Here is a 15,150-nt window from a genome sequence, read left to right as displayed (position 1 = left end):
GCATGACTTCTGAGCCGTCCAGACACGCGCCCGGGCAGAGCGTGGACCTGACCAACTGCGACCGCGAACCCATCCACCAGCTGGGGCGGGTGCAATCCTACGGCGCGCTGCTGGCGCTCTCGTCGGACTGGATCGTCCAGCATGCCTCGGAGAATCTCGAGAGCATCCTGGGCATTGCCGCGGAGGACGCGATCGGCGCGCCACTCAGGGGGCTGATCGTCTCGGACGGATACGAACGCATCCGGCAGAACATGCGGCTGCTCGATGAGCCGGGCGGTGCGATCCGGCTCTTCAACGTCGCGATGCGCGCGAACGGGCGCGCGTTCGACGTGTCGGTGCACGGCTCGGGAAACCTGCTGATCGTCGAGTTCGAGCCGAAGTCCGGTCCGCGCGGCCGCGACGTGATGTCCGATGTCTATCCGCAGATTTCCGCGCTCAAGCGCGACGGTGATCTCGCCGCGCTGGCGATGGCGGCGGCGCGCGGCCTGCAGGAGCTTTCGGGCTTCGACAGCGTCATGGTCTACCAGTTTCAGCCGGACCAGTCCGGCAAGGTCATTGCCGAGCGGCGCAAGGATTCGCAGAGCGTCTACGACGGCCTCATGTTCCCGGCCTCGGACATCCCCGCGCAGGCCCGCAAGCTCTACACGAGGTCGCTGTTGCGGCTCATCGCCGACGTGGACGACCCCGGCAGCGCCATTTCGCCCGGCACCACGCTGGACGGAGAGCCGCTCGACCTGTCGCTGGCGGTGACCCGCGCGGTGTCGCCCATTCATATCGAGTACCTCAAGAACATGGGCGTCGGCGCCTCGATGTCGGTCTCGATCATGAAGGACGGTGAGCTCTGGGGGCTGTTTGCCTGCCACAACCACACTCCGCTCTATATCGACTACGAGCGCCGCACCGCCTTCGAGATGTTCGCGCACATGTTCTCCTACGAGCTGTCACGCTTCGAGGATGAGCTGCGCAAGCGCGCGGTCGAGGACACGAGCCGGCTTCAGACCCGGTTGATGGGCTACATGGCCGACGGTCGCCCCATGGCCGAGAGCCTGCTTTCGGTGTCCGAGGACATCGGCTCGGTCATCGCGCACGACGGGCTCGTGCTCTATGAGGACGAAACCTTTCACGCGACCGGGCTTGCCCCGACCGAAGAGGAATTCCGCGCCATTGCCCAGTTCCTCGACCGGTCGATCGGCGAAGAGGTCTACGCGACGGACCGCCTCGAGAAGGTCTTTCCCCGGGCCCGCGATTTCGGCGGTCGTGCTGCCGGGATCCTCGCCATTCCGATCTCGAAGCGGCCGCGCGACTACCTTGTCTTCGTCCGCCGCCAGATCGAGGAGACGGTGAGCTGGGCCGGTGATCCGCGCAAGCCTGTGACGGCAGGCCCGAACGGCGAGAGGCTGACACCGCGCAAGAGCTTCGAGGTCTGGCGCGAGACCGTCAGCGGTCGCAGCATCCCGTGGGCGCCGCAGGAGATGCATTCGGCCGAGCGACTGCGCATGATCCTGCTCGAGGTCTTCCTCAAGATGACCGACGCTGCGAACGACGAGCGAGAGCGCAACCAGCAGCAGCAGCAACTGCTGATCTCGGAATTGAACCACCGGGTGCGCAACATCCTCAACCTCATGCGGGGACTCCTTGCACAGTCGCGCGCCTCGACCTCGACGCTCGAGGAATTCACCGCCAATCTCGACGGGCGCATCCAGGCGCTCGGCCGCGCGCATGACCAGCTGACCGCCGAGCAATACGAGCCGGCATCGCTGACCTCGCTGATCGAATGCGAGTTCGAGGCCTACGCCGACCACAAGATGGACCGTGTGATCATCGACGGACCCGAGGTCTTCGTGAACTCGAAGGCTTTCACCACGATGGCGCTGGTGCTGCACGAGATGGCCACCAACTCGATCAAGTACGGGGCGCTCTGCGACAAGTCGGGGCGCGTCGAGGTGAAGGTTGCAGAGGACAGCAGCGGCGGTGTCCTCATCGACTGGCTCGAGCGCGGGGGCCCGCCGGTGACCCCGCCCAAGCGGCGCGGGTTCGGCAGCATGATCATCGAGGGCTCGATCCCGCATGAACTGCGCGGCGATGCCAAGGTTTGTTACAAGATGACCGGGCTCGAGGCGCATTTCCGGCTGCCGCCCACGGCGATTTCGAGCATCCGCTACCAGGCCGAGGGGGAAGCCGCCGCCGCTGCGACGCAGGAGCCGGCCGCGGTGGTCGAGGCGGACGGCTCGCTCGGGCTCAAGGGGCAGGGGCTGGTGCTCGAGGATACGCTCATCATCGCGATGGACGCGGCGGGCATCCTCGAGGATCTCGGCGCGAGCGACGTCAAGATCACCTCGTCGGTGACCGCCGCGATGACCTGGCTCGATGACAACAACGTGGATTTCGCCGTGCTCGACGTGAACCTCGGGGACGAGCAGTCGCTGCCCGTGGCGGAGCGCCTCTACAAGGCGGGTGTGCCGATCATCCTCGCCACCGGCTACGGCGAGATCGAGGAATTGGCCCAGACCTATCCACCCTGTGGCGTGGTGCAGAAACCGTTCTCGGCAAGCTCTCTCGAAACCGCGCTGAAAAAGGCGATATCAAAGGTTCCGACCAAGGAAGGTTGAGCGAAAATGGCGGCTTAACCTCCCATTTGCCCTGAGGTATAATCACACCTCACAATCTGGGTGTGGCAATGACTCTGATTCTGAGTGACAGCGAGATGGGCGCCGGCATCGCGTCCAAGCTTCTCGGGCAACTGGCCGAGCGGGCATCGGTCTGCGCGATGGTGATTGACCGCACGGGCCGTGTCGTTGCCATCAATCGCGGCGGTCTCGAGCGTCTGTCAGCGACCCGCGACGAGGTGATCTCGCAGCCCTGGTCGACGCTCTGGGACGGGTCGCATCGCGAGGCGGCTCGCGCCGCGCTCGAGCGTGCCCTATCCGGCGAGGCTGTGACCGAGGCGCTGCCACGAGCCGGCGAGACACCCGAGAACGCCCATGATGTCGACATCGCTCCTTTCGAACAGTCCGGGCAGGTCGTTTCGCTTGCCCTTGCCGTGACTGACCTGTCACGGGCGCGCACGACCGAGAACGCCGAGGTGATGCAAGCCCTGCGCGAGGCCGCCCATGCCATCTCGAACGTGGCCAATGTGAATGCGTCCAGCGCGCGGCTTCTCGAACGGATTTCGGACGACGAGGCGATGACCGAGATTGCCAAGGGGCTCCGGGAAGCGGCGGGACGCGCGGAGCGGACGGTCGAGGCGTTGTCGCGCATCGTGGTGCCTGACGACGGGTAGCATCAGATGTGATCCCCGCCCGGTTTTCGGGCGTTTCAAGGCGCAACTGACGCGAGAACTTGCAAGAAACTGCACAACGGTCGGCAAGAGAAGGCCGATGGGAACCCCCTGCGAATTCAGGGGTTTGGTTCGCGCGGGCGGTGAGCTGACGAAACCGTGTTGCTGCATGAGCGAAAGAGCGCGCATGCCGGTTCCGAGGGATGGTTTTCCGCTAAATTAAACTCATATCGTTGCATCGAGTTAGACGGACGGATCAATGACTTCAGAAAAATATTTCGATTTTTCAGCTCGATCACGCGTCGGCGCGATCCGCTCGCGCGGATTGACCCGGCGGGCGGCACTTGCCGGTCTCGGGGCGAGCATGGGCGGGGTGATGTTGCCTGCCGCCGTGCGTGCCCAGGACGAACAGGGTGAGCAGCCGCAGCCGGAACCCGGCGAAAGTTTCAGCTTCGACATGCTGACCGAGCGGATGCGCGCGGCAAGCAAGCAGGAGCCGGGTGAGCGAGACAGCATCGAGGGCTTTCTCGCCGAACTCGACTACGACCAATACCAGCGCGTCCGCTTCCGCGAGGATCACGCCCGCTGGCGGGAGAACGAGAAGTCGCAGTTTCACCTGCAGCCGTTCCATCTCGGCTGGCTCTTCAAGGAGCCGGTGGTCATCAACGAGCTGGTCGACGGTCGCGCCATCCCGATGATCTTCTCGACCCGCGATTTCGATTATTCCTCGCTCGAGCGCGACGTGCCGGAGGATCTGGTGATGCCCGGCATCGCCGGCTTCCGGCTGCAGAACCAGCTCAACCGCGCCGATGTCTACGACGAGCTCGTTGCATTCCTTGGTGCAAGCTACTTCCGGGCGCTGGGGCGTGACAACCTGTACGGGATCAGTGCGCGCGGTCTCGCGGTGAACACAGGCGTCGCCGAGGGCGAGGAATTCCCGCGCTTCACCGAGTTCTGGATCGAACGCCCGGCGGATGGCGCGGGCAGCGTGACCCTCTACGCGGCGCTGCGCAGCCAGTCGGTGACCGGTGCCTACCGCTTCGTCATCACCCCGGGGGCGAACACCACGATGGAGGTCACGGCGCGGCTCTTCCTGCGCAATGACGTCGAGCAGCTCGGTATCTCGCCGCTGACCTCGATGTTCCTCTTCGACGGCAGCGACCCCGGGAATTTCCACGACTACCGCGCGGCGGTGCACGACAGTTCGGCGCTTGTCCTGAACGTCGGCGAAACGACCTTTTACCGGCAACTCAAGAACCCGCCGCGGCTCGCGAGCTCCTATCTCGGGGCGCATGCGCCGCGCTCCTTCGGGCTGGTGCAGCGCGAGCGCGACTTCAGCCAGTATCTCGATGCGCAGGCCCATTACGAACGCCGGCCCTCGCTGATGGTCGAACCCATCGGAGACTGGGGCAAGGGCACGGTGCGGTTGCTCGAGCTGCCCACCGACCTCGAGACCAACGACAACGTGGTGGCCTACTGGCTGCCCGACGCGCCGGCCGAAGCCGGTGACGAGCTGGAATTTGCCTATCGGCTGCATTGGGGCATGTCGCCCCCGGGCGATGGCAGCGACACGCTGGCTCACATCGTGCGCACGCGCGTCGGCGAAGGCGGTGTTGCGGGGGTCGACGAGGACAACGAGGCCCAGAAATTCGTCATCGATTTTGAAGGCGGGTTGCTGCGGGAACTTTCCGGGACCGCAGAGGTTGAGCCGGAGATCACGGTTCAGAACGGCGAAATTGAAGAACAGGCGCTCTCGCGGATCAGCGGGACACAGACCTGGCGGCTTGTGATCGATGTCCTGGGACAACCCGAGTCCACGGTGGAACTCAGGGCCTCCCTCAAAGGCTTTGGCCGGACGCTCACGGAAACATGGTTGTATCAATGGGTCAGACAATGATCGAGACACAGACACATTCTATTCCGCAGCTGAACGACTCCGCGGAACCTGCAAATAACTGGGAGCCGCCTGCGGCCCCGCTGGACATGCCGCGCCAGGCGCTCGAGCGCGAGGCCGGCGCCTCTGACTGGGGGGCCGTGCTGCGTCTGTTCCGGACGCGCACGCGGGCCTGACGGCGACAGATGCAGAGAGCTCCCCTGAAACCCGATCCGCGGACGCGGATGGTGCGCGCCGGCGCGGTGTCCGGCGCGCTTCTTCTTGCTCTGATTGCCGCCGGGCTGGTGGCCGAAGCGGGCCTGACAGACGGCTTCGATGTCTGGGACGTTGCGCGCACGGCGCTGATCTTCGTCACCACCGCTTGGCTCGCGTGGGGCGCGATGCTGGCCTTTGCGGGCCTCCCGCGCGCCAACCGCAGCGGTGAGGCGACCGCGCTGAAAATGCCGCAGCCGCCGACCGTCGTGATGGTCCCGATCTGCAACGAGGACCCGGTCGAGACCTTCACCCGTATCGAGGCGATGAGGGGCTCGGCGCTGGATGCCGGTCTCGTGCTCGACGTCGCGGTCCTGTCCGACACCCGCGATCCACAGGCCGCCGCGCGCGAAGAGGCGGCATTTGCCCGCCTCGATGCCTCGGCACGCGCCGATGGCGGGCCCGGGCGGGTCTTCTACCGCCGCCGCGAGGACAACCGCGGCCGCAAGGCGGGCAACATCGAGGATTTCATCCGCCGCTCCGGCGGCGCCTACGAGTTCGCGGTGATCCTCGATGCCGACAGCCTCATGGAAGGCTCCGCGATGCGCGAGATGATCGCGCGGATGCAGGCGGACCCGGACCTCGGGCTGCTGCAGACGTTGCCGCGCGTGGTTGCGGCGCGGTCCTTCTTCGGGCGCGCGATGCAGTTCGCTGCGGCCTTTCACGGCCCCGTCTTCACGCGCGGGCTCGAGCGGATGCAGGGCGCGACCGGCCCGTTCTGGGGGCACAACGCCATCGTCCGCCTGCGCGCTTTCGCGGAAAGCTGCGCGCTTCCCGAGCTGCGCGGCAAGCCGCCGTTCGGCGGGCATATCCTCAGCCACGACTACGTCGAGGCAGCGCTGCTCGCGCGCGCCGGCTGGAAGGTGCAGGTCGACAGCGCCATCGAGGGCTCCTTCGAGGAAGGCCCCGAGAACGTGCTGTCCTACGCCAAGCGCGACCGGCGCTGGTGTCAGGGCAACCTGCAACACATCCGGCTGCTCAATGCGCCCGGTCTTGCCGGCTGGAGCCGCTTTGTCTTCCTGCAGGGCATCCTGTCCTACATCGTGTCGCTGTTCTGGGCTTCCTTCCTTCTCGTCTCTATCGGGGCGACCGTCATGGCGCCGGTGCCGGACTACTTCCCCGAGCCGCACCAGCTTTTCCCGGTGTTCCCGAGCGACCGCACCAAGGAGATCACCGCGCTTGCCATCGGCATCGTGGGGCTTCTGATCTTGCCGAAACTCGCCATCGTGGTTCAGGCCGCAGGCAGCGGCCGGGTCCGTGGCTTCGGCGGCGTGGGCCGTGCGCTTGCCTCGCTGACCGGCGAGATCCTTCTCAGCTCGCTCATGGCGCCGGTCATGATGATGTACCAGGTCCGCGCCGTGCTGCAGGTTCTCATGGGCCGTGACGGCGGCTGGCCCGCGAACGCGCGGGGCGAGGGTATCCTGAACATCGGCGAGGCGTTCCGCGCGAGTGCCTGGATCGTCGCCATCGGCACCGTCGGGCTGGCGTCGGTCTACGCGCTGTCCGCCGACCTCGTGCTCTGGCTGTTGCCGGTCTGCGTACCGATGATCCTCGCGCCGGTTCTGATCGCATGGAGTTCGCGCCCGCTGACCCATTCGCTCTTCCGGGTGCCGGACGAGGCCGACCCTTCCCCGGTGGTGACGCGCTACCGCAAGCTCATGGCCAACCACGAGCGCCGCGTGGGCGCGAACGACAACCCCACGCCCGGGCAGGGAGCGGCTGCCGATGCGACCGTCTGAGCCCGGCCTTGAAGCCGGCGGCGTGCCCGTCGCCGGCGCCCGAAGCGCCCGCGATCCGCGGATCGACGCCTTTCGCGGTGCCGCACTTGTCACCATCTTCATCGACCATGTGCCGGGAAATCCCTACGAGCACCTCACGCTGCGCAACTGGGGGTTCTCGGACGCCGCCGAAGCGTTCTTCCTCATGTCGGGGATCGCGGCGGGGCTCGCCTATTCCAAGGGGATGGGGTCGGGGACGTTTCTGAACGGGGCGCTGCCGGTCTGGCGGCGCTCGTGGACGCTCTATCTCGTGCACCTGTTCCTGACGTTCTGGGCGATCGCAATCTTCGCCGGAGGTGCCGCGCTTTTCGATACGCCTGGACTCCTGGAAAAGATCAACCTGGCCAAGGTCTTCGATATGCCGGAGCAGACGTTGCCGGCACTTCCGCTGCTCCTGCATCAACTTGGCTACGTGAATATCCTGCCGGTCTACTGCGTGCTTCTTCTCTCGGCGCCGTTTCTGATCCGCGTCGGCATTTCATGGCCCAAGGTGCTTGCAGGGGCTTCGGTCCTTCTATGGTTCGCGGCGGGCCTCTGGCGTCTGAACTTGCCCAACCATCCCAACCCGGGAGGCTGGTTCTTCAACCCGTTCTCGTGGCAGATCATCTTCGTGATGGGGCTTCTGACCGGCATCGGCATCCGCAAGGGCGAACGCTTCGTGCCCGTCTCGCGGGGTCTGTTCTGGGCGGCGGTCGGATTTCTGGTGCTGGTGCTCGCATGGCGCTACGTGCCCGGGGTCGGTGCGTTTCTCAATCACCAGATGGCCCGGCTCGGCGCTGCGGGCGTGCCGTTCCACATCGTGTCGCACGACAAGACCTTCGTGGCTGTCCCGCGGCTGCTGCATGCGCTGTCGCTGGCCTACGTCCTGTCCTGCCTGCCGGTCGTCCGCCGCGCCGCCGCGCATGACCTTGCATCCCCCTTCCGGCTGCTCGGCCGGCACGGGCTGCTGGTCTTCGCCGCAGGCACGCTGGCCTCGCTGGCGTTTCAGGTCGTGCTGTCATCGGCCGTCAACCCGGCACCGCTCTCGTGGATGGTGCTGCCGGTGGGCGCCTTCGTGATGCTCGGGGTGGCGCTGCTGGCCGAGAAGCGTCGCAAGGGCGGCGGAGGCTCGTCCGGGGGCGCAAAGGAGCGACCGCGCGAGCCGCGCATGGCGGAGCTCGGCCCGGCGCCGGCTGTCGCCTCGGTGCCGCGCAGCTGAAGCGGCTCAGGGGCGCGCCGCCTGCATCGCGCGGCGTGTCCTGACCTGCTGTGTCACGAGCGCGAGCAGGACCATCCCCGTTAGGATAAGGACGATGGTGGGCGCGGGCGCACTATCGAGCCAGAACGACAGGTAGACCCCTCCGATCCCGGCGATCAGTGCCGCGAGCACCGCCACGGGCATCATTGCCGCGAAGCGCCGCGTCAGCAGAAAGGCGATGGCGCCCGGGGCGATCAGGTAGGCGATGGCGAGGATGATGCCCACCGAGCTCAGCATCGCCACGATCACCGCCGACAGCACCGCGAGCAACCCGTAGTGGATCACGCCCACCGGCAGGCCGATCATCCGTGCCTGTACCGGGTCGAAGGCATGGGCGAGCACGTCGCGCCACTTGAGCACGAGCCCCAGTGCCACGGTCCCGGCGATGAGGCCGGAAGTCCAGAGATCGTCCGTGCCGACCCCCAGCATGTTGCCGAACAGGATATGGTCGAGGTGCAGTCCGGTCTCGATCTGCGTGTAGAGCACCACGCCGAAGCCGAACATGCCCGAGAAGACCACGCCCATCACCGTGTCCTGCTTGATCCGCGAGTGGTCCTTGATGAACCCCGTGGCCAGCGCGCAGAACAGCCCCGCGAGAAACGCCCCCAGCAACAGCGGCAGGCCGGCGACATGGGCCAGCACCACCCCCGGCAGCACCGCGTGGCTCGTGGCGTCTCCCAGCAGGGCCCAGCCCTTGAGCACGAGAAAGCAGCTCAGCAGCGCTGCCGCCGGGGCGATCAGCGCCACGATCAGGAAAGCGTTCTGCATGAACGGGAATTGCAGCGGCAGAAGCAGAGTCTCCATCAGCGGGCCTCCGCAAGCGCGGCGCGGCCCCGGCGCCGGGCGGCGAGCGTGCCGTGGGTGGGCGCGAAGACGAAGGCCAGCCCGAAGAGGGCGGTTTGAAGACAGACGATCACGCCGCCGGTCGCCCCGTCGAGAAAGTAGCTTGCATAGGCGCCGAGCGCCGAGGTCATGGCGCCGATCGCCACCGAGAGCATCAGCAGCCGCGGGAAGCGGTCGGTGAGCAGGTAGGCGGTCGCGCCCGGCGTCACCACCAGCGCGATGACGAGAAACGCGCCGACGGTCTGCATCGCCGCGACGGTCGAGGCCGAGAGCAGGGTGAAGAACACCAGCCGCAGGGCGCCCACGTTCAGCCCGATGCTGCGGGCGTGCGCCTCGTCGAAGAACACCGCCAGCAGGTCGCGCCATTTCGCCAGAAGGACGGCAAGGGAGACGCCACCGATGATGACCAGTTGCAGCGTGTCCTCGGGCGTGATCGCAAGGATGTTGCCCATGATGATCGTCTGGATCGAGATCGCCATGGGATTGAGAGAGACCATGAACAGCCCCAGCCCGAAGAAGCTGGTGAAGATCAGTCCGATCACCACGTCCTCTTTCAGCCCCGAGCGCTGCCGCAGCGCGAGCATCGCCAGCGCCGCCAGCCCGCCCGACAGGAAGGCGCCGAGCGCAAAGGGCAGGCCGAGCATGTAGGCGCCGGCCACCCCCGGCACCACCGAGTGCGAGAGCGCGTCGCCGATCAGCGACCAGCCCTTGAGCATCAGGTAGGCCGACAGGAACGCGCAGACGCCGCCCACCAGCGCCGAGACCCAGATCGCGTTGGTCATGTAGCCGTATTGAAAGGGCTCGAGCAGGATCATCGCGGGCGGCCTTTCACGGTGCGGGCGCGGTCGTCGTAGATCACCAGTGGCCGTTCGTCGTCGGTCAGGATATCGAGGCTGCGCGGATCGGCGTCGTCATGCAGGCGTTCGCCGCCCAGCATGAAGTGGCGCAAGACGCCGCCGAAGGCCTCGCGCAGCTTGTCGGGGGTGAAGACCTCGGCGGTCGGGCCGTGTGCCAGCACCGTGCCCTTGACCAGCACCACGCGATCGCAGAACTCGGGCACCGAGCCGAGGTTGTGGGTTGCAACCAGCATCACCCGGCCTTCCTCGCGCAGGTCGCGCAGCAGGGCGACGATCTGCTCCTCGGTCTTCACGTCGACGCCGGTGAAGGGCTCGTCGAGCAGGATGACCCGTGCGTCCTGTGCCAGCGCGCGTGCAAGGAACACGCGCTTGCGCTGGCCGCCCGACAGCTCGCCGATCTGGCGGTGCCGGAAGTCAGCCATGTTGACCCGTTGCAGCGCCGCCGCAACCGCCGCGCGGTCCGCGGCGCGGGGGCGGCGCAGGAAGCCCATGTGCCCGTAGCGGCCCATCATCACGACGTCCTCGACCAGGACCGGGAAGCTCCAGTCGACCTCTTCGGCCTGCGGAACATAGGCGACCGCCTGAGCCTTCATCATCGCGCGGACCGGCTGGCCGAGGATCTCGATCCGCCCGGCGCTGAGCGGAACGAATCCCATCAGGGCCTTGAACAGCGTCGATTTTCCGGCCCCGTTGACGCCCACGAGCGCGGTGATCGTGCCGGTGGGGATGGCGAAACTCGCGTCACGCAGCGCGGTGTGGCCGTTGCGGTAGGTGACCGTCAGCCCGTCTGCGCGGATGCCATCGGTCATGGGGTGAGGCCCGCAACGATGGTTTCCGAGGTCACGCGCAGCAGGTCGAGGTAGGTCGGCACCGGGCCGCCGGGCTCGCTGAGGCTGTCGACGTAGAGCACCCCGCCGTAGGCCGCGCCGGTTTCCCGCGCGACCTGCTTCGCCGGCCGGTCCGAGACGGTGCTTTCCGAGAAGACCGTGGGGATGTCGTGCGCGCGCACGGTGTCGATCACCTGCCGCACCTGCTGCGGCGTGCCCTGCGCATCGGCGTTGATCGGCCAGAGGTAGACCTCCCGCAGGCCGAAGTCGCGGGCAAGGTAGGAGAACGCGCCCTCCGAGGTGACGAGCCAGCGGCGTGCCTCGGGCAGGGCATGTGCCGCGTCGCGCAGCGGGCCGATCACCGCCGCGATCTCGTCCTTGTAGCGCGCGGCGTTGGCGGAATAGGTCTCGGCGTTGGCGGGATCGGCATTGCTCAGCGCGTCGCGGATGTTGTCGACGTAGAGCTCGGCCGAGCTCAGCGCCATCCAGCCGTGCGGGTTGGGGCTACCGTCGTAATCACCGCCCGAGATCGCGATGGGCGCGATCCCCTCCGAGACCACGGCCGCCGGAACGTCGCCGAGGTTGGCGAAGAACTGCTCGAACCAGCGCTCGAGGTTCAGCCCGTTCCACAGGATCAGATCCGCATCCTGCGCCCGCACCAGGTCGCGCGGGGTGGGCTGGTAGCCGTGGATCTCGGCCCCCGGCTTGGTGATCGAGACGACCTCGGCCGCGTCTCCGGCGACGTTGCGCGCCATGTCGGCGATCACCGTGAAGGTGGTGACCACCTTGAGCCGCTCCTGTGCCAGTGCCGGTGTGATGCCAAGCAGGCTCGCCGCGCCGAGTGCCAGAAATCCGCGTCTGTCGATCATGCTTCTTTCCTTCCTGCGTGTTTCCTCCTGCTTCTAGGAATGACTTGCAACTGTCAAGACAGTTGCAACCAACTTGCAACTGGCGCTTGATCGCGCCCGGACGATGACGCAAAAAGAGGCCATGACGAGGCAGGACGACCGAACCCGACGGCTGACAGAGGCCCTGCGCGACGCGGGCGTGCGCGTGACGCGGCAGCGCGCGGCGCTGCTCTCGGTGCTGGCGCGCGCCGACGACCACCCCGAGGCGGTCGAGCTGCATCGCCGCGCCGAATCCGAGCTGCCGGGGATTTCGCTGTCGACGGTCTACCGCACGCTCTCGGCGCTGGAATCGCAGGGGGTCATCCACCGCCACCAGTTCGAGGGCGCGCCCGCGCGCTTCGAGCACGCGGAATCGGCGCACCATGACCACATGATCGACGTGGACAGCGGCGAGGTCATCGAGTTCGCCTCGGAACGGATCGAGAAACTGCAGGCCGAGATCGCCCGCGAGCTCGGCTACGACATCGTGCATCACCGGCTCGAACTCTACGTGCGCCGCAAGGGCACCGGCTCGGACGGCTGACCGCTGCTAGCCGGCTTCGCCGAGCGCCATCTCGGCGACCATCTCGGCGATCGCCAGAGACGAGGTGAGCCCCGGGCTTTCGATCCCGAACATGTTGACGAGCCCCGGAATGCCGTGCCGCGCGGCCCCGTCGATGCGGAAATCCGCCGCCGGCTCGCCGGGCCCCGACAGCTTCGGCCGGATGCCGCAGTAGGTCGGCGCCAGCGCACCGTCGGGCAGGGCGGGCCAGTACTTGCGGATCTCGGTCTCGAAATGCGCCTGCCGGTCGCCGTTAACGCTGTAGTCGACGCCGTCGATCCATTCCACGTCCGGCCCGAACCGCATGCCGCCGCCAAGATCCAGCGTCAGGTGCACCCCCAGCCCGCCGGGCTCGGGAACCGGGTAGATCAGCCGCGAGAACGCCGGCCGCCCGGCCACGCCGTAGTAGTTGCCCCGCGCGTATCGCGTCTGCGGCACATGCGCAGGGTCGAGGCCCTCGATGGTCGCCGCGATCTCGGAGGCATGCAGCCCGGCGGCATTGATGAACCGGTCGCAGCCCAGATCGAACCGCTCGCCGCTCGCCAGGTCCTCGGTGGAGACCACGAAGCCCTCGGCGGTCAAAGACACACCCCGGACCGCGCTGCCGAGGCTCAGCAGCGCGCCCGCGTTTTCCGCCTCGCCGAGCAGGGAGAGCATGAGCGCGTGGCTGTCGACGATCCCGGTCGAGGGCGAATACAGCGCCCCCGTGCAGGCAAGCGCCGGCTCCATCTCCTGCGCCTCCGCCGCGTCGAGCAGGCGCAGGTCGGTCACGCCGTTCGCGCAGGCCCGGTCGCGAATGCCCGCAAGCGCGTCTCCCTGGGCGTCCGACGTGGCGACGATGAGCTTGCCACAGCGTTTGTGCGGCACGCCCTGCGCCTCGGCATAGGCATAGAGCATCTCGCGGCCGCGCACGCAGAGCCGCGCCTTGAGGCTGTCCTTCGGGTAGTAGAGCCCGGCGTGGATGACCTCGGAATTGCGCGAAGAGGTTCCGGTGCCGAAGGCGCTTTCGGGTTCGATCAGCAGAACCTCGACGCCGCGCGCGGCGAGCGCCCGGGCGATGGCGAGCCCCACGACCCCGGCGCCGGCGATGATGCAGTCAACCTTGTCCATGCGCCCACTTGCCGTGTCGTCACCGGGAAATGCAAGTCCGCCCGGCGCACGGGACGTGCAAAAAGAAAACGGCCCCGCCTGGCAGGGCGGGGCCGTCTCGAAGTCGCGTCGGAGCGGAGGATTATTCCTCGGACGCTTCCTCTTCGCCTTCGTCCTCGGCGTCTCCTGCGCGAAGGCCGCGCGGTGCCGAGATGTTCGCGATCACGAAGTCACGGTCGATGGTCGGCTTCGCGCCCTTCGGCAGCGGCACGTCCGAGATGTGGATGACGTCGCCGATGTCCTTGCCCTCGAGGTCCACGACGATCTGGTCGGGGATGTCGCCGGCGAGCACTTCGAGCTCGACTTCCTGACGCACGATGGTCAGCACACCGCCCTTCTTGAGACCCGGCGCCTTGTCCTCGTTGATGAACTCGGCGTGGATGAAAAGGTTGATCCGGCTGGTGCGGCGCAGGCGCATCAGGTCGAAGTGGGTCGGAAGGTCCTTCACCACGTCGCGCTGAACGTCGCGGCAGATCACGCGCACGTCGTCGTGGCCGTCAACCTTGAGGTTGAACAGCGTCGACTTGAAGCGGCCCGCGTGCAGGCGCTTGAGCAGGACGTTGAACGGAATCTGGATCGGCAGCGGATCGACGTCGCCACCAAACACAATCCCCGGAACCATGCCGTCACGGCGCGATTGACGAGCGGCGCCCTTGCCTGTCCCCGTCCGTTCCAGGGCTTCGAGATCAGGAATCTCACCAGCCATTTGATATCTCCATACTGTAAGGGCAGGGTGCCTCCAAGGCTGTCACCCCGCGTAAGAGCCGCTCCGATAGACCGGATCGCGCCGTTTCACAACCCCTTTTCCTGCGCCGGCGGCGACCCGCCGCTCTGGACGCCGCCCGGTCGTCATGGCAACGCTCCGCCATGGCAGTGAAACACGATCTGACCGCCGCGGGCGGGCCGCTTGCGGCCTTCGCGGCGATGGGCCTCTTCTGGGGCGGATTCGCGGCGCTGGTCCCGGCGATCAAGGCACGGGCGGGGCTCGGCGACGAGGCGTTCGGCATGGCCATGCTGGTCTCGACCTGCGGCGCGGTGCTGGCGATGTGGGCCGCACCCCGGGCCGAGGCGCGGCTCGGGCGCGCCGCGCTGCCGGTGCTGTCACTGCTGATGGTCTCCACCTTCCTGCTGCCGGGCCTGTCGCGCGGCTGGTGGAGCTTCGCGCTGGCGATGACCGCGGCCGGGGCGGCGGCAGGCCTGCTCGACGTGGTGATGAACGCGCAGGTCGCGGCTCTCGAGGCTGCGCGCCGGCGTCCGCTGATGAACCTCGCCCATGGCACCTACTCGATGGTCTATGCCGCCGCCGCGATCCTGACCGGCCTTGCGCGCGAGGCGGGCGCCGCGCCGCAGCCGGTCTTCACCGGGCTCGCGGCGGCGGCGCTCGGCTGCGTCGCGCTCACCCTCGCCGCGCCCCGCGTCCAGCACCCCGACGCCGGGTCCGGCACAGCCACCCGGCTGCCCGGCGCGCTGGTGACCGCGGCGGGCCTCGTCGTCCTCATCGGATTTCTCACCGAGCAGGCAGCCGAGGGCTGGTCGGCACTGCACCTCGAGCGCAACCTCGGCGCGGGGGCCGCCGCCGGCGCCATC

At 67.4% G+C, this 15,150-nt stretch carries 13 protein-coding genes and 1 pseudogene; 8 read left to right on the top strand and 6 right to left on the bottom strand.

Features of this window, described 5'->3' with window-relative positions:
- Positions 1-2: 2 nt before the first annotated feature.
- The 6 genes from D6860_RS12385 (at position 3) to D6860_RS12365 (ending at position 8,399) form a co-directional block, all read left to right on the top strand.
- A complete protein-coding gene (locus tag D6860_RS12385; RefSeq protein WP_076624812.1) occupies positions 3-2,609 on the top strand; it encodes an HWE histidine kinase domain-containing protein in 2,607 nt (868 codons plus the stop codon).
- Positions 2,610-2,677: 68 nt separating this feature from the next.
- On the top strand, positions 2,678-3,280 hold the full coding sequence (locus D6860_RS12380; protein WP_083697889.1) for a PAS domain-containing protein: 603 nt from the start codon (positions 2,678-2,680) through the stop codon (positions 3,278-3,280).
- Positions 3,281-3,536: 256 nt separating this feature from the next.
- Complete coding sequence (locus D6860_RS12375) at positions 3,537-5,174, top strand: OpgD/OpgG family glucan biosynthesis protein (RefSeq protein WP_076624811.1); 1,638 nt, start codon at positions 3,537-3,539, stop codon at positions 5,172-5,174.
- Positions 5,171-5,347, top strand: coding sequence for a hypothetical protein (locus tag D6860_RS25485; protein ID WP_017467070.1), 177 nt, complete (start codon positions 5,171-5,173; stop codon positions 5,345-5,347). Before D6860_RS12375 ends, D6860_RS25485 begins: the two co-directional genes overlap by 4 nt.
- 9 nt (positions 5,348-5,356) lie before the next feature.
- Positions 5,357-7,162 (top strand): glucans biosynthesis glucosyltransferase MdoH, encoded by a 1,806-nt coding sequence (mdoH, locus tag D6860_RS12370; RefSeq protein WP_076624810.1) that lies wholly within the window; start codon positions 5,357-5,359, stop codon positions 7,160-7,162.
- On the top strand, positions 7,149-8,399 hold the full coding sequence (locus D6860_RS12365) for an OpgC family protein (RefSeq protein ID WP_083697888.1): 1,251 nt from the start codon (positions 7,149-7,151) through the stop codon (positions 8,397-8,399). Before mdoH ends, D6860_RS12365 begins: the two co-directional genes overlap by 14 nt.
- Positions 8,400-8,405: 6 nt before the next feature.
- Here the strand turns inward: D6860_RS12365 and D6860_RS12360 are convergent, their stop codons facing one another.
- From D6860_RS12360 to D6860_RS12345, 4 genes are read right to left on the bottom strand one after another with little or no spacing between them, the layout of a single operon-like run.
- Complete coding sequence (locus tag D6860_RS12360; RefSeq protein ID WP_093411969.1) at positions 8,406-9,242, bottom strand: metal ABC transporter permease; 837 nt, start codon at positions 9,240-9,242, stop codon at positions 8,406-8,408.
- Positions 9,242-10,096, bottom strand: coding sequence for a metal ABC transporter permease (locus D6860_RS12355; protein ID WP_076624809.1), 855 nt, complete (start codon positions 10,094-10,096; stop codon positions 9,242-9,244). The genes D6860_RS12360 and D6860_RS12355 overlap by 1 nt, the downstream gene beginning before the upstream one ends.
- Positions 10,093-10,947, bottom strand: a complete 855-nt coding sequence (locus D6860_RS12350; protein WP_076624808.1) for a manganese/iron ABC transporter ATP-binding protein — start codon at positions 10,945-10,947, stop codon at positions 10,093-10,095. The genes D6860_RS12355 and D6860_RS12350 overlap by 4 nt, the downstream gene beginning before the upstream one ends.
- The gene (locus tag D6860_RS12345; protein WP_017469373.1) at positions 10,944-11,834 is read right to left on the bottom strand and encodes a metal ABC transporter substrate-binding protein; all 891 of its coding nucleotides are present in this window, start codon (positions 11,832-11,834) and stop codon (positions 10,944-10,946) included. The genes D6860_RS12350 and D6860_RS12345 overlap by 4 nt, the downstream gene beginning before the upstream one ends.
- 121 nt (positions 11,835-11,955) lie before the next feature.
- On the opposite strand from D6860_RS12345, the gene D6860_RS12340 reads away from it, so the two are divergent.
- Complete coding sequence (locus D6860_RS12340) at positions 11,956-12,396, top strand: Fur family transcriptional regulator (protein WP_076624807.1); 441 nt, start codon at positions 11,956-11,958, stop codon at positions 12,394-12,396.
- A gap of 6 nt (positions 12,397-12,402) precedes the next feature.
- On the opposite strand, the gene D6860_RS12335 is transcribed toward D6860_RS12340, so the two are convergent.
- Together D6860_RS12335 and D6860_RS12330 are read right to left on the bottom strand one after the other, a co-directional pair.
- The gene (locus tag D6860_RS12335) at positions 12,403-13,524 is read right to left on the bottom strand and encodes an NAD(P)/FAD-dependent oxidoreductase (protein ID WP_076624806.1); all 1,122 of its coding nucleotides are present in this window, start codon (positions 13,522-13,524) and stop codon (positions 12,403-12,405) included.
- Between the two features lie 121 nt (positions 13,525-13,645).
- A complete protein-coding gene (locus tag D6860_RS12330; RefSeq protein WP_076624805.1) occupies positions 13,646-14,269 on the bottom strand; it encodes a 50S ribosomal protein L25/general stress protein Ctc in 624 nt (207 codons plus the stop codon).
- A gap of 161 nt (positions 14,270-14,430) precedes the next feature.
- On the opposite strand from D6860_RS12330, the pseudogene D6860_RS12325 reads away from it, so the two are divergent.
- Positions 14,431-15,150: pseudogene (locus D6860_RS12325) on the top strand (MFS transporter); the annotation flags it as partial.

It is taken from the genome of Salipiger sp. D13 (genome assembly GCF_003703915.1).
Lineage (GTDB): Bacteria > Pseudomonadota > Alphaproteobacteria > Rhodobacterales > Rhodobacteraceae > Salipiger > Salipiger profundus.
The sequence above is the reverse complement of the archived record's forward strand: the minus strand, read 5'-3'. Positions and strand labels throughout refer to the sequence as shown.

Bases quoted from the DNA above. Each gene is read 5' to 3' on its own strand.
- D6860_RS12385 (WP_076624812.1), top strand. From the start codon at position 3: ATGACTTCTGAGCCGTCCAGACACGCGCCCGGGCAGAGCGTGGACCTG.
- D6860_RS12380 (WP_083697889.1), top strand. From the start codon at position 2,678: ATGACTCTGATTCTGAGTGACAGCGAGATGGGCGCCGGCATCGCGTCC.
- D6860_RS12375 (WP_076624811.1), top strand. From the start codon at position 3,537: ATGACTTCAGAAAAATATTTCGATTTTTCAGCTCGATCACGCGTCGGC.
- D6860_RS25485 (WP_017467070.1), top strand. From the start codon at position 5,171: ATGATCGAGACACAGACACATTCTATTCCGCAGCTGAACGACTCCGCG.
- mdoH (WP_076624810.1), top strand. From the start codon at position 5,357: ATGCAGAGAGCTCCCCTGAAACCCGATCCGCGGACGCGGATGGTGCGC.
- D6860_RS12365 (WP_083697888.1), top strand. From the start codon at position 7,149: ATGCGACCGTCTGAGCCCGGCCTTGAAGCCGGCGGCGTGCCCGTCGCC.
- D6860_RS12360 (WP_093411969.1), bottom strand. From the start codon at position 9,242: ATGGAGACTCTGCTTCTGCCGCTGCAATTCCCGTTCATGCAGAACGCT.
- D6860_RS12355 (WP_076624809.1), bottom strand. From the start codon at position 10,096: ATGATCCTGCTCGAGCCCTTTCAATACGGCTACATGACCAACGCGATC.
- D6860_RS12350 (WP_076624808.1), bottom strand. From the start codon at position 10,947: ATGACCGATGGCATCCGCGCAGACGGGCTGACGGTCACCTACCGCAAC.
- D6860_RS12345 (WP_017469373.1), bottom strand. From the start codon at position 11,834: ATGATCGACAGACGCGGATTTCTGGCACTCGGCGCGGCGAGCCTGCTT.
- D6860_RS12340 (WP_076624807.1), top strand. From the start codon at position 11,956: ATGACGAGGCAGGACGACCGAACCCGACGGCTGACAGAGGCCCTGCGC.
- D6860_RS12335 (WP_076624806.1), bottom strand. From the start codon at position 13,524: ATGGACAAGGTTGACTGCATCATCGCCGGCGCCGGGGTCGTGGGGCTC.
- D6860_RS12330 (WP_076624805.1), bottom strand. From the start codon at position 14,269: ATGGCTGGTGAGATTCCTGATCTCGAAGCCCTGGAACGGACGGGGACA.